The sequence below is a fragment of the Treponema sp. OMZ 805 genome, from assembly GCF_050937395.1.
GTDB lineage: Bacteria > Spirochaetota > Spirochaetia > Treponematales > Treponemataceae > Treponema.
Genome location: NZ_JACCLP010000003.1, coordinates 120,992 through 141,748, shown reverse-complemented (window position 1 = coordinate 141,748; position 20,757 = coordinate 120,992). Strand labels below are relative to the sequence as shown.

17 protein-coding genes are annotated in these 20,757 nt (G+C 45.8%); 5 read left to right on the top strand and 12 right to left on the bottom strand.

Translation table 11 applies throughout. The features are described 5' to 3' along the window. Window positions 1-69: 69 nt before the first annotated feature. From HGH47_RS04050 to HGH47_RS04040, 3 genes are read right to left on the bottom strand one after another with little or no spacing between them, the layout of a single operon-like run. On the bottom strand, window positions 70-879 hold the full coding sequence (locus HGH47_RS04050) for an undecaprenyl-diphosphate phosphatase (protein WP_212565631.1): 810 nt from the start codon (window positions 877-879) through the stop codon (window positions 70-72). Further along, window positions 876-3,122 carry a flagellar assembly lytic transglycosylase gene (locus HGH47_RS04045; RefSeq protein WP_212565630.1) on the bottom strand — a complete coding sequence of 749 codons (2,247 nt, stop codon included), beginning with the start codon at window positions 3,120-3,122 and terminating at the stop codon, window positions 876-878. Before HGH47_RS04045 ends, HGH47_RS04050 begins: the two co-directional genes overlap by 4 nt. Further along, window positions 3,103-4,134: an Hsp70 family protein gene (locus HGH47_RS04040; protein ID WP_212565629.1), complete on the bottom strand. Its 1,032-nt coding sequence runs from the start codon at window positions 4,132-4,134 to the stop codon at window positions 3,103-3,105. Before HGH47_RS04040 ends, HGH47_RS04045 begins: the two co-directional genes overlap by 20 nt. A gap of 309 nt (window positions 4,135-4,443) precedes the next feature. Here HGH47_RS04040 and HGH47_RS04035 point away from each other — a divergent pair, with 309 nt between their 5' ends. From HGH47_RS04035 to HGH47_RS04025, 3 genes are all read left to right on the top strand, one after another. Continuing rightward, window positions 4,444-5,493 (top strand): hypothetical protein, encoded by a 1,050-nt coding sequence (locus HGH47_RS04035; protein WP_212565628.1) that lies wholly within the window; start codon window positions 4,444-4,446, stop codon window positions 5,491-5,493. A 10-nt stretch (window positions 5,494-5,503) separates the two neighbouring features. Continuing rightward, the gene (locus HGH47_RS04030) at window positions 5,504-6,196 is read left to right on the top strand and encodes a YoaK family protein (protein WP_212565627.1); all 693 of its coding nucleotides are present in this window, start codon (window positions 5,504-5,506) and stop codon (window positions 6,194-6,196) included. Window positions 6,197-6,376: 180 nt separating this feature from the next. Beyond that, entirely contained in the window at window positions 6,377-7,060 is a 684-nt protein-coding gene (locus tag HGH47_RS04025) for a helix-turn-helix transcriptional regulator (protein ID WP_230974493.1), read from the top strand. 151 nt (window positions 7,061-7,211) lie between these two features. Here the strand turns inward: HGH47_RS04025 and HGH47_RS04020 are convergent, their stop codons facing one another. Both HGH47_RS04020 and HGH47_RS04015 read right to left on the bottom strand, forming a co-directional pair. Continuing rightward, window positions 7,212-8,057: an Rpn family recombination-promoting nuclease/putative transposase gene (locus tag HGH47_RS04020; protein WP_432910513.1), complete on the bottom strand. Its 846-nt coding sequence runs from the start codon at window positions 8,055-8,057 to the stop codon at window positions 7,212-7,214. Between the two features lie 185 nt (window positions 8,058-8,242). Next, window positions 8,243-11,164 carry a leucine-rich repeat protein gene (locus HGH47_RS04015; RefSeq protein ID WP_432910510.1) on the bottom strand — a complete coding sequence of 974 codons (2,922 nt, stop codon included), beginning with the start codon at window positions 11,162-11,164 and terminating at the stop codon, window positions 8,243-8,245. A 307-nt stretch (window positions 11,165-11,471) separates the two neighbouring features. Here HGH47_RS04015 and HGH47_RS04010 point away from each other — a divergent pair, with 307 nt between their 5' ends. Both HGH47_RS04010 and pheT read left to right on the top strand, forming a co-directional pair. Beyond that, on the top strand, window positions 11,472-12,020 hold the full coding sequence (locus HGH47_RS04010; protein WP_432910508.1) for an N-acetyltransferase family protein: 549 nt from the start codon (window positions 11,472-11,474) through the stop codon (window positions 12,018-12,020). A gap of 587 nt (window positions 12,021-12,607) precedes the next feature. Beyond that, on the top strand, window positions 12,608-14,338 hold the full coding sequence (pheT, locus tag HGH47_RS04005) for a phenylalanine--tRNA ligase subunit beta (RefSeq protein ID WP_432910505.1): 1,731 nt from the start codon (window positions 12,608-12,610) through the stop codon (window positions 14,336-14,338). A 27-nt stretch (window positions 14,339-14,365) separates the two neighbouring features. Here pheT and HGH47_RS04000 read toward each other — a convergent pair whose 3' ends face one another. The 7 genes from HGH47_RS04000 to HGH47_RS03970 form a co-directional block, all read right to left on the bottom strand. Further along, complete coding sequence (locus HGH47_RS04000) at window positions 14,366-16,150, bottom strand: hypothetical protein (RefSeq protein ID WP_432910503.1); 1,785 nt, start codon at window positions 16,148-16,150, stop codon at window positions 14,366-14,368. After that, window positions 16,143-16,940: a hypothetical protein gene (locus HGH47_RS03995; RefSeq protein ID WP_212565619.1), complete on the bottom strand. Its 798-nt coding sequence runs from the start codon at window positions 16,938-16,940 to the stop codon at window positions 16,143-16,145. The genes HGH47_RS04000 and HGH47_RS03995 overlap by 8 nt, the downstream gene beginning before the upstream one ends. A gap of 77 nt (window positions 16,941-17,017) precedes the next feature. After that, entirely contained in the window at window positions 17,018-17,677 is a 660-nt protein-coding gene (locus HGH47_RS03990; protein ID WP_212565618.1) for a sulfate/molybdate ABC transporter ATP-binding protein, read from the bottom strand. Further along, the gene (modB, locus tag HGH47_RS03985; protein ID WP_212565617.1) at window positions 17,674-18,333 is read right to left on the bottom strand and encodes a molybdate ABC transporter permease subunit; all 660 of its coding nucleotides are present in this window, start codon (window positions 18,331-18,333) and stop codon (window positions 17,674-17,676) included. The genes HGH47_RS03990 and modB overlap by 4 nt, the downstream gene beginning before the upstream one ends. Before the next feature lie 60 nt (window positions 18,334-18,393). Further along, window positions 18,394-19,182, bottom strand: a complete 789-nt coding sequence (gene modA / locus HGH47_RS03980; RefSeq protein ID WP_212565616.1) for a molybdate ABC transporter substrate-binding protein — start codon at window positions 19,180-19,182, stop codon at window positions 18,394-18,396. Between the two features lie 58 nt (window positions 19,183-19,240). After that, window positions 19,241-19,780: a MogA/MoaB family molybdenum cofactor biosynthesis protein gene (locus HGH47_RS03975; protein ID WP_212565615.1), complete on the bottom strand. Its 540-nt coding sequence runs from the start codon at window positions 19,778-19,780 to the stop codon at window positions 19,241-19,243. After that, entirely contained in the window at window positions 19,771-20,748 is a 978-nt protein-coding gene (locus HGH47_RS03970; RefSeq protein WP_212565614.1) for a molybdopterin-binding protein, read from the bottom strand. Before HGH47_RS03970 ends, HGH47_RS03975 begins: the two co-directional genes overlap by 10 nt. Between the last annotated feature and the right edge of the window lie 9 nt (window positions 20,749-20,757).

Genomic DNA, 20,757 nt, shown 5'->3' with positions numbered 1-20,757 from the left:
CTGGAGGAACAGCCTCATTATTCTGCGGGGTTATATACACCAAACAGTCTGATGCGTTTACCCGCTGTTCTATAATTGAAAGATTCCGACTGCACCGAATAATATAATCCCCGCAGGAATCAAATAGTAGGCGAATAAGCCGAGCTTTCCCCCTTTTATCAATTTGAGTAAAAAGGTCAATGAAAAAAAGCCTACGATAAAAGAGGTCAGCATCCCCGCAATCAGCGCTGCGATGCCGATTGAAGCACTTATGGTATCGGCTGATTTCAGCTCAAAGATAAACGCGGCGAGAATAGCCGGAATAGAAAGAAGAAACGAATACTCGCCGGCTTTTTCGCGGTCTACGCCGGTTAAGAGCGCCGCGGCGATGGTGGAACCGGAGCGGGAAATACCCGGCAGTACGCCGATACCCTGCGCCGCCCCGATAATCACCGCTTGCATCACGGACGGCACGGAAACGTTTTTTTTCGGGTGCAGTTTTGCCGAAAGCAAAAGCACAATGCCGGTAATAATAAAACAGACTGCGATAAACAGCATGTTTTTTGCCTGCACAATATCTTTCAGAACGATACCGATAACGCCGGTAACAACAGTAGAAATGAGCAGTGCACCGATTAGTTTAAGGTCTGCACTGTCTTCTATCGTATTTTTCCTGATAATAAACCGGCCGAGTACGGTTAAAAGCCGCCATATCTGTTTGTAAAATACGATACAAACTGCGCCGAGGGTCGCGATATGCAGCAGAATATCGAAAATGATGGGAACATCAGTATGTCCCAAAAAGTACTCGGCTACGGCGAGATGACCGGAGCTTGAAATGGGAAGAAATTCGGCAACGCCTTGGACGGCGCCGAGAAAAATTGCTTGTATAATCGTCATAACAGTTCCTTAAAAAAGAGCCGCACAATATCCTCCGGTTTTTCGGAATAATAGAGCGTCCCGTACACCGTTGCGGCGGACAGTAGTTTTCGCCCGTAATCCCGTGTTTCGGCGTATTCCAAACTTTCCAAAAAGAGATCTTCCGGCAGGCCTTGCGCTTTTTTTTGCCATCCGCGAACGCGCGATATTCCTGCATTGTATGCAAAGCAGGCAGGCATAATACGGTTATCGGATCGGCGGATCATTTCCGCAAGATAATAGGCGCCGAATCTGATATTTATTTCGGGATCGGTAAGGCTGTAATCTGCAACCTTTAACTTCTTTGCGATATCCGCAGCCGTAGCGGGCATCAGCTGTGTAAGACCGACCGCGCCTGCCCCTGATACAACCTGATGCTGAAAAAAGCTTTCGCTTCTTATTAACGCATATAACAGATATTCCGGCAGCCCATATTCTGCGGCGTATTTCGAGACAAGTTCACCCCACGGACGGGGATACAACAGCTCAAGCTGCTCCTTTGTTGCCGCATCTTCCTGATTTTTTAACGAGAAGCGGATCACCCGTATCGAATCGGCATAGCGGCCTTCACTAGCCAACGTGCGGGCGATTTGTAGTGCCTCTTCAGCGGAAATCGACGGATACACGGCAACAATGCGGGGATAGACCATATCGTATAAACCGAAATGAAGCAAGCCGTCGATATACGTCCGCGCCTCTTGGGGAGAAAATGTGCTTGTTTGCGCTTTGCCCGTGTCGGACTGAGTGTTTGCTTCATCGGCTTGCGCTTGGGCACCGGATTGTACCTGCGAGGTATTGGATTGTGTACGCCCACCGGACAGGAGTTCACTACGGAAGCGGAACGTCTCTTCCAACAGCTGAGCGCCGCCAAGCCGGTACGTTCCCAAAATACGGTAATACAGCGCATCGTGCGATTCACCGGCTGCTTCTTGCAGTAACCGTGCCGTTCTGTCCGGCGGGAGCTGTCCGGCGCAGGCAAGCGTGTAAGCAACGGCAGCCCGCTGCTCCGGCAACTTTGTTTTTGCCAATACGGTATGGAGCGTTTCTAAGTTTTTCCAGTCCTTTGCCGCAGTTAGCTGCGCCCGTAACGATTGTACCAAATCGGCGTACCATGCAGGGTTTTTCCAGCGGGCTGCCGTATCCGCCAGCGCTTTGAGGTAACGGGATAAGCCGAGCATTCGCATGGCATCCAAATAGTACCACGTTGCAGAATCAAAGTCGGAAGCGGAATCGGCCAGTTCAGCTGCCTGTAAGAAAAGTTTTACGGCTTGTTCACGTTGCGCAGCGCCGCCGATTTTCGTGCGGCAACGGGCTTCATAAAAGGAAGCGTAAAACAGGCACCGCTGCTCATCCGTACCGGACAGCTGCCCATCGGCGGCGGCGCTCCGTACCTGCGCTGCAAAATCTTCAAAAAATGCAGCGGCATCGGCGCTGTTTTCGGCGCCGTAAACGCCCGCCTTACCGATATCGGAAAGCAGTGCGGGAGAGGAGATGCCTGCAAACGTATGCGCTATGCCGAACGCTTCTTGTACGGAGTTCCATGCTCCCGTATAGCGTTTTGCAAAAACCGCTATACGGGCTTCGGCGAGCTTATATAAAAACGGCGGCAGCGCCTTACCGAGTTGAGGAAAGGCATCGACAAGCTCCACCGTCAGCGGGGCAGTAAGGTACAGTGTTTCCGGCGATTGTGTAATGCTGCCGTAAGCGCCTGTCTGCAAAAGGAGCCGAATTTCCAATAACGCTAACTGCTCTTTTTCAGCTCGTGCCGTATCTTCTTGCCCGAATGCAGCAGGTGTTCCGGCAAGTTCCCGCAAACGCTTTTGTACGGATTCTAAGCGTTCGGCAGCGGAGCCTGTTTCGTATAATGCTTCGCGACAGAGGCGGTTCAGCGGCGCCTCATAGTGCTTTTCCCCAAGCGCAAAGTAGAAACGGGCTGCTTGTTCGTATCCTGCTCGTTTAAGGTGTAATCCGACATAGTAGGCGCTGCCTCGTCCCATCATTTTGATGCTGCGGTAAGCTGCGTTATCAGCCTTTAGAAAAAAGGCGTAGTTTCCTGCTTTTAAATCTTTTAATAAAACAGCGCCTTTATCGGCTGCACAGGCCGCGACGGAAGTTACAAAGAGGAATAGAGAAAAGAGGGAAAGCCGGAACGGAAAAAGGGGCAAGCAAGAGTGCGGGAAACGCCCTTGCTTGCCGAATACTATCTTACTGCGGAGGAATTTCAATATAGGTTCCCGAAATGATTAAATCAGGATTTTTGAGTTTGTTATGCTTTGCAATCTTTGTATACAGCCATGGATTGCGGTAATACGTTTCGGATAAATCCCAGAGCGTATCGCCCCAACGGAGCTTATAGCGGATTGTTTTCTGCGCCAACACGGAAGCCGCAGGCTCTGTTTGCTGAACGGGCGGTTCTTGTTTTGCAGGTTCTTGAGGAGCCATGGCATCCTGTTGAACAGGCTGCGACGGCACCGGTTGTTCTATTGGAGCGGGTCCTGTCGGTTGAGGAGCAGGCGGTTCGGTTACCGATTTATCTGCAGGTAGCGAAGGCGCGGGCGCGGCAGATTCTTGCATCGGCGGTTTTTTCGACGGTATGACTGTCGTTGCCTCAGGCTGTACGACCATCGGGTGGTCATCTTCGGCAAGATTCTTTTTTGTCAGCAACAGAATACCGAGTACCAATGCGGCAATACCGAGTAGAATAAGTAAAATTAAAAGCCAAACCGGCATTCCGCGTTTCGGTTCATGTTCTTTTTCGCCGTCTTCATCAGTATAAAAAGCTGCGGCGGAAAACTCATCATGGGGTTCGGAATTGTCATCAGTATTTATGTTAGCTGTAGAAAGATCGATATCGGCATCAGCCGTTTCCGCACTTAAATCAAAATCGACATCATCAAATGCTTGATCTGCAAATGTTTCTAATGACACTCGCAGCGTTTGATGCGAACCGGAATCTTTATCAACAGCCTCGGCAGAAAGATTCTTATCTTCGTCAAGCACCAATTGTAATTCTATTGTCGGTTCTCCGGCGGCCTTTTCATGAATATCTTCAACAATCAGTGAACCGATATACAAAGGGTCAGAAGCGTCATCCTCTTTTTTGAATAAATTAATTTGCACACTTCGTTGATTATCGCGTACCGTAGTTAATTCAAGCGTTTCAGAGGCGGATGCATCGTCGTCCATAATGGGAAAAAACGTCCCATCCGCGAGTTTTATACCTATTTTAGCTGCCATTACACTGCTCCTTCTGTTAAAACCTTACTTTTATAATATCGGCGTATCTTAGTCAATACAAAAGGAAATTCCTGTTGAAATATACGGGTATCTCCTTCGTTGCTTCGAAAAAATTAATCCTCAACGTATCAAAGATACGCCTGCGGTTAATTTTTTCTCGCGCCTCGGATCTACCTCGCCTATTTCAAAAGGCTTACAGAAAGGTTTCTCTGCTTCTACAACTGTTGACAGGTGATAAGTTTAGCCCTATCATAATAATATATGATCAAAAGTAAAATCGAGATGTTCCCAATAAAGAAAGGAGTTTTTATGAAATTTGTGAACTCAACAGCTATATGCTGCATACTTGTAATTTCGCTTGTATCTTGTTCTAATGGTTTTGGAAATTTAACAAGAAAATTGAAAGATCAGCAGACCTCTCCGTCTATCGCAGTAACAAGTAAGGATGGGATGGACTATCTTGGTACTGTTAATAAAGTCTATTCCGCATCTCCTACAGGAAGATTTGTGACAGGGCAAGTAATTAAAAATTTTTATGGGCATACGGTAAAATTTGAAGGACATCTTGTCGAATACACCAGCATAAAGCAGGAGATCCTTGACTATGTAGAAAATCTCAAAAATAATAATGCCCTGATGCATCAATGCTATGAAAATATTATCTATGATTCGACAAAAAAATACGTCGAGTTTTCATCATATACGGACGTAAAAAGCAATAAAATTCTATGTTTTGAAATACGAGTGTTTTTTGGAAATTTTCTGGATACATATAATGAATCGTTTTGGTATGCAAAATCCGTTACCTTTAATTCCGGATTTACAAAAGATATTGATAACAATATTGCCGTCGATTTCGGAGAACCGCTTGGAAATCCGGAAGACGAAAATCTCTTGGATGAGAATACCTCTGAATCTCCCATTATTCCGGAGAAACAAGAAGACAAGATTAATTACGATTATATAAATGCAATTGGAAAGGTCTCAAAGATATATTCTGCACATAATGTTACTGCTCGATTTGCTACAGGGCAGGAGATAGACTATAACGGAAAAAAGGTCAGATTCCAAGGAAATCTGGTGGAATATCATTCCGTAAATGCAAAAATTTTGGATATTTTTACAAATATACAACCAAACGCGCTTCACCATCAAGGATATTCAAATTTTGTTTTTGAAAATTCAAAAATATATATAGAAGTTTGTTATTATGAAGATATGGTAACCGGCGAAATTTTAGAATATGAATTGCGTTATACAATTAATCCTGTATATGAAAAGATTAAAAAAGAAGAATGGCAAGGCGAGTGGTATGCAAAAAGTTTTAGTTTTACCGATTTGTCTACAATAAAGGAATAAGCCTGTTGAGATGATCCAGAGTACGTTGGATACGGTACAAATACAAGAAGAAAAACTGCATGACAATATCGTAATCGGCGTATGCCTCTCGTTATTGGGAGGCTTTTTGGACGCTTACTCTTATCTATTAAAAGGTAAGGTGTTTGCAAATGCGCAAACCGGTAATCTTGTGTTGCTGTTTATCTCTGCTGCAAATGGGGAACTCCATAAGTTTCTTAAATATATCATACCCATTGTTACGTTTGCGTTCGGTATTTTTATTTCAGAATTTCTCAAAAGCAAGCATTACGTTAAAAACTACACCCGAATGGTTACGGTATTGGTATTTGAAGTATTGGTTATTGCCGCAATCGGATTAATCGGCACGTATTTTCCGCATGACATTATCAATTCCGTTATTTCTTTTATTGCAGCGCTGCAAGTTGCCAATTTTGATAAGGTTGACGGCAATCCGATCGCTACCACGATGATCACCGGCAACTTAAAAAGCAGTATGATAAATCTTGCAAAGTATCGTGCTGTAAAAGACATCAAATATTTGCACTCTTTTTTTAAGTATCTCCTCATCATTGCAAGCTTCGGTATCGGCGTTTCGGTTGGATTTGTTACCATCCAACACTACGCGGAAAAATCGATTTTGCTATGCGAATTCTTTATTATCATCGCCTTTGTGATGTTGCAAAGAGAAGAGAAACTTGTATAGTGTGAAATTTTTGACTTTTCATCGTATCTTTGAAACTGTCTGGTTGCCGGTTTTGAAAAGTGTGTTAGGTAGACGGTAAAAAAATGCTCTGGTATACTAGCGCCTACTATGAAGGAGTTTTTTAATCCATACCGCATTATGTACGGGTTTGGAATCATTGCATTATGCGTTGCTTTAATAATGAATATTACAACCGTTATTCCTTTTGTTTCGTTTATTCCCCGGGTAAAGTGGTTTGAGATTGCCGTCAACGGTTTTTGTTTGATGCTTTGTCTTATATTGTTCATTTATCCTCATTATAAAAAACTTTCATATATTCTTTTTTTTCTTGAAGGAGGAATGACCACGCACATCGGTTTTATCGGCATCGGTACGCTGCTGTTTATAACAGGTATTATTTTCTGTTTTATTAATGGAGATTTTATCCTAAACAGAAAGAGAAAACTGATTATTCTTGGAATATATTGGATAATTATTGTGTGCGGGTTGTATCTGTCTTTCGGTTTAAAGCTCTTTTTATTTGAAATTGCAGTGAGTTTTTTCTATTTTGCCCTTTTTGCCTGTGTGTATGACAGACTTTCAGAAAAGTTATCCTATCTGCTCCTGCCGACAGAGGTTGTTGCCGCAAAAATTGAACTGCCGCCTAAGGGTTCTTCTTTAAAACTTTCACGTTATAACCTTTCAGAGCGGCAGCAGGCCTTTATCATCGGTTCAATAAAGGAGGGGAAAACATACGAAGTTCTTGCGGAACGCTATAACGTCAGTGTTTCTGTTGTCAAAAAAGACATGGCGGCCGCGTGCAAGCTATTCGGTGTTACCAACCGCGAAGCATTGCGTATTTTACTGCTACAATATAAGTGGTAACACCTCTGCTTCAATTTTACCGATACCCTCAGCCGTTGGGGGCAGTTTATTCAAGCTCTTGCATTGTTTTCTCCAACGTGAAAGCGGTTGATTTAATTGGTAATTGGTAGTTTTAATGTGTAAGTGGTAATGTATAATTGGTAATTATCCATTAGTTCAGCGCTTCGACCTCGGCTTGGGAAAGACCGGTTGCCTGCATTATTTTTTGTACGGAATCACCAAGCTGCTTTAAAATCCGCGCTGTTTCAAGTTTACCTTCTTGCCGCCCTGCATTAAATTGAACCTCTGAAATAGTTGCAATATCACTTTTTAATTTCATCCGTGATTCATAGAGTTTTCGTTCTTCGGGGCTTAAACTGAGAACGTCTATTTTCTCATTCAGCATCTGCAAGATGGGTGATGTCATCGCTAGCATAGTTCTTACCTCCTTATCATCTGTGTTTATAAACTGTAACCAGTTTATCAGTTTTTGCTGTTTCTCGGTAGAGCCTTTCTGTATTACGAATTGACTTGCCAACGAAAGATTTAAAAAATGGATTTCTAATAACTCAGTCAACTGCTGATAACTTTGCTGCTCTAAGATACGATAAGCAGAGTGTATCTGATTATTTAACTTGAATCCTTGCGAAACCAGATTGATCGTAATACACTTGGTAAGACTCGTATATGGTTCGCCTTCTTTAAAGTCTTCGCTATACATTTTTGCCCAATAAAATAGGGTTCTAGGAATAAACTCAAGAGACCACGAATTTTGGATTTCAATGTCAATAGTCGTCCCATTGTTTAAGCGAATCTTCACGTCCAAGATACCGGTTTTATCAGTTACCACATCTTTGGCAAGTTCCTTATCCAGCAATTCAAGACCTTCAATCATACCGGCAGGAATATCCAGTACGCATTCAAGGAAGTCTTGCAAACAAGCTTTATTTTCTTCCGATCCGAGTAATAGCTTAAAAAGATAATCGTTTCTGAGGGTCAGTGTCTGTGTATCGTTCATTGTTTACATCTCCATATTGTCTATATACGTCATAGGTGTAAAAATGGCTAAGGAAATGGAGAAAAATTACAAAAAAACCGCCCCCATGCCGAAGTTTCCTCCAACGTGAAAGCGGCCGTTTTAATGTGTAATGTGTAATTCATAATTATGAATTCTTAATTACAAATTATCCATTATCCATTGAATTAAACTCCTTCAAACTTTTTTCTTTGTTCGGCTTCGTCGGCGCCGGGAACATTCATTTTATTAAGTGCGTCAGCTGTAGTGTAGTTGCCGTAATACGCTTGCGGTACTTTTATGCTCTTTTCGCCGAGGGCTGTGCAGTTTTGGAATGTGTTCTCTAAAGAAACATTGACGGGATCATAATTGCACTTAAGCGTAACCGATGTAAGAGTTGTACAGCCGGAGAAGCATTCCTGCATATTCGTAATGCCTGAAGGGATGGTTGGAGCCTTCGTTAGAGCTGTACAGCCTGAGAAGCATTGTATCATATTCGTAATGCCTGAAGGAACCTCGGAAACGTACTGTAAGCTTGTACAGTTGCTAAAGCAGTTTTTCATCCTTGTAACGCTTTTAGGAATATTACGCACGCTCACAAGGCTTGTGCAGGCACGAAAGGATATATCGTTAAGACCTTCTACTTCCTTTGGTAACTCAAGTGCGACTTTTTTAGTCGGATGGGCTTTCAGTTTGTCACCGAGCTTGCACGAATCGTAGTTGCGCTCTTCTAAGTCCTCTTTGGTAAGACCGGTTACTTCGATGTAGTTTACGTCTGCGGCGGAAGAGTTGGTGCCTGCAAGGAAAGCACTAAGCTCTGCGTAGGCAACGCGTACGCCGAACTTTTTTTCCGTTGTTTTCATTTTATTGGCATGGTCCTTGTAGTTTTGCAGCTGCCCCGCCGGTACTTTTATGCCGCCGTCTTCGAGCGAAGCACAGTTTCGGAATAAATCGGAGAATGAACCGTCTCTGTAATTACATTTTAGTACAACAGACTTAATTTTACCGCAGCCTTCAAAGCAGTAGCTTATAAACTGAGCAGTTGCAGGAATTTCGGGTGCTTCTATAAGGCTGCCGCAGGACTGAAAGCTCCCCTGCATATTCGTAACGTTTGCCGGTAGTGCAGGTGCCTTTGTAAGACTGCCGCAGTTCTGAAAGCACTCGTTCATATTCGTAACCGTGTCCGGTATTGCCGAAGGTGCTTTTGTAAGACTGCCGCAGTTTTGAAAGCAGGCGATAATACCTGTAACGGTTGCAGGAATTTCGGGGGCTTCTACAAGGCTGGTGCAGTTCGCAAAGCAGCGGGCAATATTCGTAACGTTTGCCGGTAGTACCGGCGCTTCTGTAAGGCTGGTGCAACCCTCAAAGCAGCTTAGCATATCCGTAACGTTTGCCGGTATTGCAGGTACCTTTGTAAGACTGCCGCAGTTCATAAAGCACTGGCGCATATTCGTAACCGTGTCCGGTATTGCAGGTACCTCTTTAAGGTTGGTGCAGTCGTAAAAGCAGTTTTGCATATTCGTAACACCTTGCGGTATTGCCGGTGCTTTTACAAGACTTGAGCAGCGATTAAAGCACTGGGTAATATCCTGAACGCTTGGCGGTATTGCAGGGGCCTCTGTAAGGCTTGAGCACTCCGTAAAGCAATTGTTCATATTCGTAACGCCGTCCGGTATGTTACGCACTTGCACAAGATTTGTGCATTGTTGAAAGCAGCTGCTCATATCCGTAAGACCTTCTACAGTTTTGGGCAGTTTAAGTGCAACCTTTTTAGTCGGGTGGTCCTTTAGGATTTGTCCGAGCGGGCCCGGGTTGGGATATGTTCCTTTTAAGTGTTCCGCCTTAAGACCGGTTACTTCGATGTAATAGATGCCGTCTGATGCAGGGCTTGCGGTTGTTAGGCAGTTCTTTAAGTCATCGCCGTTTGTGCCATATCCTACTTTCTTGTATTTGGTAAAGCTCACTTTTACCGTCGTTGCCTCTGTGATTTTGACTTTTGCCGTTGTGCTTCCTTCCGTGCCGCCTTCTTGTAGTGCAGCGCTCGGCGTTACCGTCCACGTATCGACCATATAATCAGTGTTAGGCGTTGCGGTGAATGTTACGGTTTTATCCTTCTCCACGTTTATAGGGCTTGTCTCGGTTTCGGCTTCGCCTTCCGCCTTTGCCTTGAGCGTGCCGCCTGAGCCTTCTACGCTAAAGGCAGCGGCGTATGTAAGTACAAAGCTCACGCTGACTGTTGCAGGCTTGGTTACGGTGAGCTTGTACTCTGTGTTTGTGCCTGCTTCGGTGATGGGCTTGCCGTCGAGCATCCAGCTTTTCACCCTGTAGCCGTCGCTGGCTTTAGCGGTGAATGTTACCTGCTTGCCGTGTTCGACCTTATCGTTCGTGTTGATTACGGTACCGTCAACTTCCGCTTTCAGTGTGCCGCCGGTGCCGTCTATGCTAAAGGTTACGAGGTATTTCTTTAGCTTAAAGCTCACCTTTACTGTCGTTTCTTTGGTGATGTTTATCTTTGCCGTCAGGCTGCCGTTTGTGCCTGTTCCTGTTTCAAATGCATCGCCGGTTATGTTCCACTTATCGACTTCGTAGCCGTCGTTAGGTGTTGCGGTAAAGATAACCGTCTTATCTTTTTGAACCCCGCTGCCGTTTGTAATCTCTTTTCCGTCTACCGTTGCATTAAGCGTGCCGTTACTGCCGTCTACACCGAAGTTTACGGCGAACGTTCCGGGCGGAAGCGCTTCAAAGCTCACCTTTACGGTTACCGCTTTCTCAATTTTAAGCTGATAAGAATTGTTGGTGCCGTTCACGGCATTGCCGTCAAGCGTCCAGCCCTTTACCTTGTAACCCGTGTCAGGCGTTGCAGTAAAGGTTACGGTTTTGTTCGCTTCTACTTCGTTACCGCTCTTTATTTCCGTTTCACCTATCTTTGCGGTAAGGGTACCCCCCCCCCCCCCGTCTACACTAAAGGTTACCTTGTACTTGGGCGTTGTCGGCTTATTTCCGTTTGCATTGGGGCAGCCGGTAAAAAGCAGTACTAAAAATGCAGCTGTGATGAGCGCCGCGGCTCCTCTAAAGGTGTGTGCCTTTTTGTCGGTTCTCAATTTTGTCATATAAACCTCCTGTCTTTTTTAATGGGTAATTCATAATTATGAATTCTTAATTCTTAATTACAAATTACCCATTAATTTTTACTTCTCATCAAACCGAGACAATCCGCTTGATACTATTATTATTACTCGATATTATCATCATTGCAGATAAAAATGTGGGCTTTTTAAAAGAAAGAACCGCAGTTGCCGCAAAAGAACCATGGTTACTCAATGAAAATGGAAGATATCATTGTTATTGAAGGATTTGAAATCGTCTGTTTACCGGTTTTGAAAATTTAGGACAACGTTTTATGCAAAAGGATTGCGTATGATGTATGCTGAAAAAGAATATCTTCTAAAAAATAACCGCGTATGTATACTGCGGAGTGCAACTGTATCGGACGCAGCTGTAATGGTTGAATTTTTGCAGATAATCAATGAAGAAACCTATTTTATGTTGCGGTATCCGGAAGAGATTACACTTACCGAAGAGGAAGAAATAACAATCCTAAAAAACTGGGAAGATCAGCCGAATAAATTGCTGCTGCTCGCTTTGATAGACGGGGAGATTGCCGGTAACTGCGGCATTGCTCCTATTGCCGAACATCTTAAAACAAAGCACCGCGGGCGCTTGGGGATTTCCGTAAGAAAGAAGTATTGGAACATCGGTATCGGTAGTCTGCTTTTACGGGAGATACTATCCTTTGCAAAAAAAGATGGAATTGAGCAAGTTGAACTGGGCGTTTATTCCGACAATTTGCGGGCACAAAAGCTCTATGAGCGCTTCGGCTTTACCGAATGGGGACGGCTGCCCCATGCCTACAAGTTAAAAGACGGTAGTTATCGGGATGAAATCAACATGATGCTGCATCTTTAAAAGGATCAGCCAGTTTCTCTATTTCTTTGAATAGAATTTATGTCCGGTACATTAACCACCCTCAGGGCAACCGCATTATAAAATATTTTCAAAGGTTGCCTTCCTTCTGTGCGAAATTTCATAGGTATAAGGTGAGCGTCTACAATGACGCCGCTCACCTTAACCGTCAAGTTTTCTTTCGAAAACTTGCGTATTGCTGTGTGCGCTTTTCGCGCACGAATGCAACAGTTTCCAAAATTCATATTTTGTTCAACTGTTGCATTTTAAAGAAATAAAATTTCGCATATTTTTCCAGCAGACGGGTAAACGCATCAGGCTGAGTAGATAAGAATCGTAGAATAATATGGGTTGGGCGACCATTTGAGCCGTGTAGCGGCGAAACTCTGGTTGAACAGCCCATATTATTCTACGGGAATATCCCCAAAAATGCCTGATGCGTTTACCCTGTAACCACCCTGCATCATTCTTGCCAAACAGGGGCATATTGCATATACTCTTTCAATATTATATGTGAATTGTATGAAAGGCATTGTAAACGAATGTTTTAACATTTGCCTCAGCTCAGTCATATTAAAAAAGGATAGACTATGCCAAAGATCGATGTAAATGAACAGCTTTTTTTCAACTTGTTAGGAAAAAAATACGATTATTCCCCTGAATTTGAACATTTGTTAAGCTCTGCAAAAGCGGAACTTGACGAAGCACCGTCCGCAGCGGCGCCTCAAGATGAACGCATTATAAAAATTGAATTAAACGATACCAACCGCCCCGACCTGTGGTCAACAGCGGGGCTCGCACGCCTTTTGCGTATGCACACGGGAGGAGCTTCAAACAAAGCTCGGTATCAAGCATTTTTATCGACATTGAGTGAGCGGAAGGATTCCGGAAAACGGACAGTAACCGTAGACCCCGAATTACAGCATATCCGCCCCTTTATGACGGCGTTTGTCATTTCGGGTAAGCCCATCGACGATGCTATGCTGAAAGATATTATCCAAACACAGGAAAAACTGTGCTGGAACTTCGGTCGGAAGCGCCGTTCCGTGTCGATGGGGGTGTACCGCAGCGAGCTGATTAACTGGCCGGTACACTACCGCGCTGTTGACCCACACACAACCTCGTTTAGACCGCTCGGATTCGACACCGAAATGACGTGTGAGCGCATTATCACCGAACACCCGAAAGGCAAGGAATACGGCTGGATACTCAAAGATATGAAGAAGGTACCGCTCTTATCGGATTCAAAGGGCGGTGTGCTTTCAATGGCGCCGATTATCAACAGTGCGGAGATCGGCGCGGTACAGCCGGGGGATGCCGACCTGTTGGTTGAGCTGACCGGTACCGATATGCCCTCTCTGCTGCTTGCAACCAACATTGTTGCCTGCGATTTTTCCGATGCGGGATACACGATTTTACCGGTCAGCGTAGAATATCCGTATGACACGGGCTTCGGTAAGACGATTACTACGCCGCTTTACTTCCAAGAGCCGACAAAGACGACGGTTCATGCCGTCAATAAGCTCCTCGGAACGGAGCTTCCGGCACAGGACATTGTGGAAGCGTTAGAGCGTATGGACAACACCGTTACCGTCGAGGGGGATTGTCTGTCGCTGATGCCGCCTGCATACCGGAACGACTTTTTACACGAAGTTGATATTATCGAAGACGTGATGATGGGTAAAACAGTTGAGTTCTTTGAACCGGAAACGCCGCGGGAATTTACCATCGGGCGGCTCTCTCCGGTTACCCAGCTTAGCAGAAAGATTAAAAGTTTGATGGTCGGCTTCTGCTATCAAGAGATGATTTTTAACTATCTCGGCTCAAAGAAAGATTACATCGACCGCATGAATATAGACGGAGCGGCGGTAATCGAAATTGCAAACCCCATGTCGGAAAACTATCAGTTTGTCCGCCCGTCTATCATTCCGTCGCTCTTATCAGCAGAAACGGTTTCGGGTAATGCGGTCTATCCACACCGTATCTTTGAAACGGGAAAGATTGCCTACCTTGTTCCCGAAGAAAATACCGGCACGCGCACCCGCCAAAGCCTCGGCTTTCTGACCGTAAACCAAGACGCTAACTTTAACGAAGCCGCCAGCCTTGTCGCCGGTCTACTGTACTATCTGCAAATGGACTACAACGTATGCGAAACGCATGACCCGCGCTTTATAGAAGGGCGGCAAGCGGGGGTTCTTGCCGATGGAAAACAGATCGGTATTTTCGGCGAGCTGCACCCGCAAGTGTTGGAAAACTGGTCTGTTACCGTGCCGGCATTTGCGGGCGAACTCGATATTGAAAGTATCCTCGGGTATCTCTAAAAAATTTGAGGTTTTAGAGGTTTTCTCTTACACTTCCGAGCGCTGACCGATAAAGAAAAAACACATTCCGATAAAACAGAGCATGTATGCAAGCAATAACAGCAGCGGTGACAAGCTATAGGATATGTCGGTAAGTAGGGCAATGATGAGGCGGGCGCAATAGCGCGCCGTCTCCACAAATCCTGTTGCCAGTACAAAAAAGAGCGGAAACGCCAGCGCCCATGTGTGTTTGAATTTTTTGTGCGGCGGAACTCTGAAACGCCATGCCAGTACGAGCATATAAATCGAAATAATCAAAATAAGAAACACATCGATAATTCTTGCCAATAATTCCCTGTCATATATTTGTGCAGGGAAGCCGTATTGCGCTCCCCGTTGCCGAAATGCATAGAGCTGAGGGAGTGTCATGGATTTTTCACCTTCGTTGGCCGCTATAATCAGCTGAAAATCATTGTATGAAAACGGCAGCCGCAGAGATGTCTGCCGCTCAATAGGCATTGCTCCTTCCAGAACGATAGGTTTTAGCACTACTTTATCGCGCTGTTTATCCACAGCACGGAACAGCATACGGAGCATGGGCTCTCCTTCTGCACTCTCAATCGGAATAAGTTTGATGAAAGGAATCCGCGACCGATAAAGAATCTTACCGTCGGTGGTGTATTGTGTAAGTTCACAATTCCTTCCATATATTTCCTTAATATTGTTGTTGGTGATATAAGAAAGACCTTCTATTGTTATCTGTGCCGGTGCTCTCGTACCCGAGGCCGGAGCGGTAAAATGAATATTACGTACTGTTTCAAGGAGCGGCAGAGAGGCTGTTTCATCAATAAAGAAAACCTCTTCCAATACTTTTTTTCGGGTAATGTCTATAAAACGGTCTATATCGGGGTCTCTTTTGAGCGGATTGTTTTGCTCAAGCATACGCTGTGCATTTACAAATTGGTAATATGCTTTGATGTAGTTCCCCTGCTGGATCATCTCGTATCCGGCTTTTTTCGCTTGGTACAAGCGGATATCGAATTCGGCGGTAAGCTCAGCGATTCCTTTTTCAATTTGATTCCATGCCTGTGCTGCCAGCCGTAAAGCTTCTTCGCGATAAGGTGCATTTTCGGCACTCAGCTGATATGCTCTCATGGCATAATAGTGTGCGGTGTAAAAATCATATTTGTTCATAAACCGCTTACTGATGAATAGCGCCCCTTCCGCTGTTAAGTTTTCAGGCTCGACAGTTTCGGAAGATTGCTCGATTTTGTTGTTTTGCTTGCGCTCAGCATTGTATGATTCGTACGATATCTTCGCCTTATCAAAAAGCTGTAATGCTTCAGGATTGTTTTTCCAGATTCCTAACGCTGCCTTCGCCTTATCATACGCTTTTTCGGCATCTCCGTTGCGTAATGAAATATCAGTCTCTTTTATAAAATCGTAATAATCCTGTGTTTTAAGTTCACTGTAGCGCCGATAGTCCACCAGCAGCGGCGATATTATTTCTATCAGTATGATATAAATGGTAATGCACGAGAAAAGCATAATAAATGCTTTTTTTAAGTAACGAAGTAATATGTCGGAAAATCTCGGAACGGTATTTTGGCCGCATGTACCGAAAATAACAGCATATCCTATCAATATGGCGGAGACCAGCAAGCTCGGCATAATCCGTATAAATAAGATGCCTGTTTCCGCTAATTTCCGGCTTAGTAAAAACTGCGGTAGCACATCGATTTTTTTGAAAAAAAACACATATATGAGGCAGCATCCGAGTCCGATCACAAAGTGAATAAAAATGGACAGCCAACCTTTTAGCATCTCAGGCATTTTTATGCGGCGCTCCTTTTTGGGTCTTTGAAGATATCAGCAGCATTTTTAAACCGCCTATGGAATGGAACACTACGGCAACGATACACAAAACAAGCGAAATTCCGTATATGCCGTTTTCCGAATTTGCTATATGGAGATTAAAAAGCGCCGCTCGAAATCCTTCCAGCTGCATATACGGATATACGAGCAACAAGGCGCCGGAAAGGAGAAGCAAGAAAAGAAGGTTGAACAGATTCCATTGCGTTATGGTGCATACAAACCAAAATGAGCTGACGCAGAAAAAAAGTGTACTTACGAAGAAGAGATATGTTGCAAAATGTAACGTATAGGCAGCATAGATATCAGCAAAAAGACTGTCGCATCCTCGCCGTAATAAAGCCAGAAAGAACGGTTTGCTTGTAAAAGCAGCTAATGCTTCGTCGATAGGTGCCGTTGCTTTGTAGGCTGTTATTGCGTTCTCGATGACAGAAAACTGCGCATAACAGGCCGGTATGATAACCGTTACGGTAAATAGTAAACACATGAGGAATAAACTGAGCGCTACGCCCAGCTTTGCAGGGTGTCTCATTAAAAATGTGTACACCCCGATAATAGCTAACATCACCGCTAATGGAAGTACGTAACACGCCTTTTGCGCCATACAGAGAAGCAGGAGCCCCGCCGATTCTGATGCAAACGGGACGACCATTTCATAGCGCAAGGCAATCCCTCCAAAAAAGGCAAAGATAACAACCGCGCTTAAAAGGCTTAAGAAAAAAACGCCGGGAACCAGTAAAGCATTCTTCATAGGTATGCATAGAGTAACACGTTATAGATACAATCTCAAGAGTACCCTTTCAAATAAACAACCCGGATGCGTTGGTGCTAAACGATCTGATGCGTTTGCTCTGTCATTATCCTGCCGTTTTTGATGAACAGCGAGCGGGTGCAGTACCGTTCAACCTCATCTTTATTGTGCGAAACAAAGAGGACGGGGCAAGCGGCGCGTTCGAGCGTTGCTTTTAAATCTTCGTGGAGGGAATCTTTCAGTTCATTATCGAGGGCGGAGAACGGTTCGTCCAGCATAATCAGTGCGGGGGAGGCGGCGAGGAGACGCGCAAGGGCAACCCGCTGTTGCTGTCCGCCCGAAAGCTCTTTCGGATAGCGTCCTTCAAAGGGAGTAATGTGCAAAAGCTCCAGAAATTGGTCGGCAATTTCTTTTTTACGGTTCCGGTCTTTTATTCCGCAGCAAATGTTTTCCCGCACTGTCATATACGGAAAGAGTGCATACGACTGAAACATATAACCGGCATTCCGATCCCGCACCGGTACATTGATGTTCCGCTCGGAATCGAAAAGGACATGATCGTTTAAGACAATTCTGCCTGAATCGGGTGTGAAGATACCGGCAATGGATTTCAGCGTCATAGATTTGCCGCCGCCGGATTCTCCGAGTAAGCCGACAATTTCCCCCTGCGCGGCCGAAAGGCTCACATCAAGGGTAAAACCTTTCATTTTTTTTACAATCGATGCTTCAAGCTTCATACCCGTTTTTCCCTCGAAAACATATTCATGATGAAAAGCGCCGCGCATGAAACGGCGGTTATGACGCCGACCCATACCCACGCCGTGTGCATATCGCCGCCGGCGGTCGCAAAGTAAATAGCCATCGGGATGGTTTGAGTACGTCTAGGGATATTTCCGGCAACCAGCAGCGTCGCACCGAATTCGCCGAGCGAGCGGGCAAAGCTCAATGCAAGCCCTGCAAGAATGCCCGGCCATGCTTCAGGCAGCATAATGCGGATAAAGATAGAAAGCTCGCTCATGCCGAGGGTGCGCGCCGCCCACACGTGATCCTCATTTACCTGTTCCAACGCGCCCTTTGCTCCCTTGTACATCAGCGGGAACGAAACCACGATCGAGGCAATAACCGTTGCCTGCCAGGTAAATATGAGCGAAATTCCTGCTTTTGCGAGCAGCATACCGATCGGACTGTTCCGTCCGAATATGACGAGTAGGAAAAAGCCCAGTACCGTCGGCGGCAATACCATCGGCAAGGTAAAGAGTACATCGATAAGAACGAGTAATTTACCGCGGATATTCAAACAGAGCCGCGCCGCTGCCGTTCCCAGTATGAATACGAAAATACCGGAAAGGACAGCTGCGCGCAGCGAGATAAAAAGCGGCGCGTAGTCAAACATAGTGCAGGTAATCCTTGCGTATCAGTCCGGTTTCAGCCGAACTGATATAGACAATGAAAGTTACTTGGAAATAACGGTGAATCCGTAACGTGCAAAGACTTCTTTTGCCGCGTCGGAGAATAGGAAGTCTACAAACTTCTGCGCTTCGGCCGCATGAGCGCTTGCCTTTACAACACCGATCGGATAGATAACTTTTTTATGGCTGCCTTCGGGCGCGGTTGAACAGATGGTAACATCCTTGCTGATCTTCGCATCGGTTTCGTATACGACGCCTGCATCGACGTTGCCTGTTTCTACCCACGAAAGGACTTCGCGGACATCTTTTGCAAAGATAAGCTTGGAAGCAACCTTATCGGTAAGGCCGAGATTTTGAAAAATCTGTTCGGTATACTGCCCGACCGGTACGGATTTCGGTTCGCCGACGCCGATTTTCTTTACGGAGCTTTTGGCGAGGTCTTCAAAGAAATCAAGGGCGGCTGCGTTTTTGGGGGTAATCAGAACAACTTTATTTTCAAGGATGTTCTTTACACTTGAATCTATCATCATCCCCTTTTCCTTGAGCGCATTCATCTGCTTAATACCGGCGGAAAAGAAAACATCTGCGGGAGCGCCCTGTTCAATCTGCTGCTGCAAGGCTCCCGATGCACCGAAATTCATGGTAATGGTTACCTGCGGATTTTTTTCGGTGTACATGGCCGAAAGCTCCTGAATACAGTCCTTCAAACTGGCTGCTGCCGACAGCATAATTTCCGTCTTTTTGGCGGCACTAGTCTGATCTTTACTGCCTCCCGCGCAGAGCGGGGCAAGTATGATGCTGCCGATAAGCAGCGCTACAACGGTTTTCTTCATAAGATACTCCTTAGCGGAAACTTCCGAAAATGTTTGCGTTGGACAGTTTCCTTGATTATTATACTTCGGCTGGGGCGCAATCCTGCGTGCCGCCGGTAAGCATCAAAAGTGCGTGATCCAAAGCGGGTAGAATGCAGTAAAGATTTTCCTTTACCGCCTTGGGACTTCCGGGAAGGTTGATAATCAGTGTGCGTTTTCGTATACCTGCTATACCGCGAGAAAGCATTCCGTGCGGTGTTATTTTCATGCTTTCCACACGCATTGCTTCTGGGATACCGGGGACGGCGCGGTCGATAACCGCAGCGGTCGCTTCAGGGGTTACATCGCGGGGAGCGAGTCCGGTGCCGCCTGTTGTAACGATAAGGTCGGCGCTGCCTTCATCGGCTATGCGTACCATCGCCTTCCGCAGCGCTTCGTACTCGTCGGGGAGCATTACCGTAGCGGTAATCTCATATCCTTGACCGGTGAGTATTTCGGCTATTATAGGGCTGCTTACATCTTTACGCAAGCCCTGAAAGCACCGGTCGGACGCGCAGATAATAGCCGCTCTATACCGGGTAGGGCTACTGTTTTGGACGGTGCTGTCGGTTACGGGCATAAGCCGCCCTCTCCCAAGAGCGCAATATCTTCAACGGTAATGGGGTCGCGGGCAAGGATACGCGGCAACAGCCGATCGAAGACGGTGCGCTTGGCATACATCACACAGCCGGGCAGCCCCGCGATAGGAACATCGCCCGCGTATGCCAACAGCATCATTGCGCCGGGAAGGACGGGGGCACCGTAGCTGACGATACGCGCGCCGCTTGCGCGGATAGCGGCGGGGGTTTTATCGTCGGGGTCGACACTCATGCCCCCTGTGCAGAGTACCATCTGGGAACCTGCTTGTATGGCTTTTTGTATCTCCGCCGTAATAGTTTCCACGTCGTCTCCGGTGTTTACGGTTTTTAACGTTTCCACGCCGTACTCTGCCAGCTTTGCCTGCACGACCGGTGCAAAGGTATCTTTAATAACCCCTGTCAGAACTTCGTGCCCCGTTACCAAAATGGTACAGGTTTTGATGCTGTAAGGGATGACGGACATCAGCGGATTGGCGGCATCGGCAATCGCAGCCACCTCAGCCATTTTTTCTTTTTCGATAAGAAGCGGAATAACCCGCATTCCCGCCGCCGTCTGTCCTTTTTTAAGCGGCACATAATTGCGCTGCGTTGCAATCATCACCTTGCCGAGCTTGTTGATTGCAAAGAGCCGGTCGGTATCGATTTTAAGCATACCGTCAACCGTTGCCTTCAACTCAATCTTGCCTTCCTTGGGGGCGGTTTTTTCCAGATTTTTCCCCATCGCCGCTGCTGCCAGAACTTCAGCCCCTTCATCCTCATGCAGCAGGTTTTCACTCTTTTCCCAAACGAACAAGTGTTCCTTGCCCATCGAGCGAAGCACCGGAATGTCCTCCTCCGTAACAATATGTCCCTTTCTAAACCGAGCGTCCTTCGACACCCCTACGATAATCTGAGTCAGGTCGTGGCACAACACATGCCCGACCGCCTCGGAAAGCGGTATTTCTTTCACTACGATGCT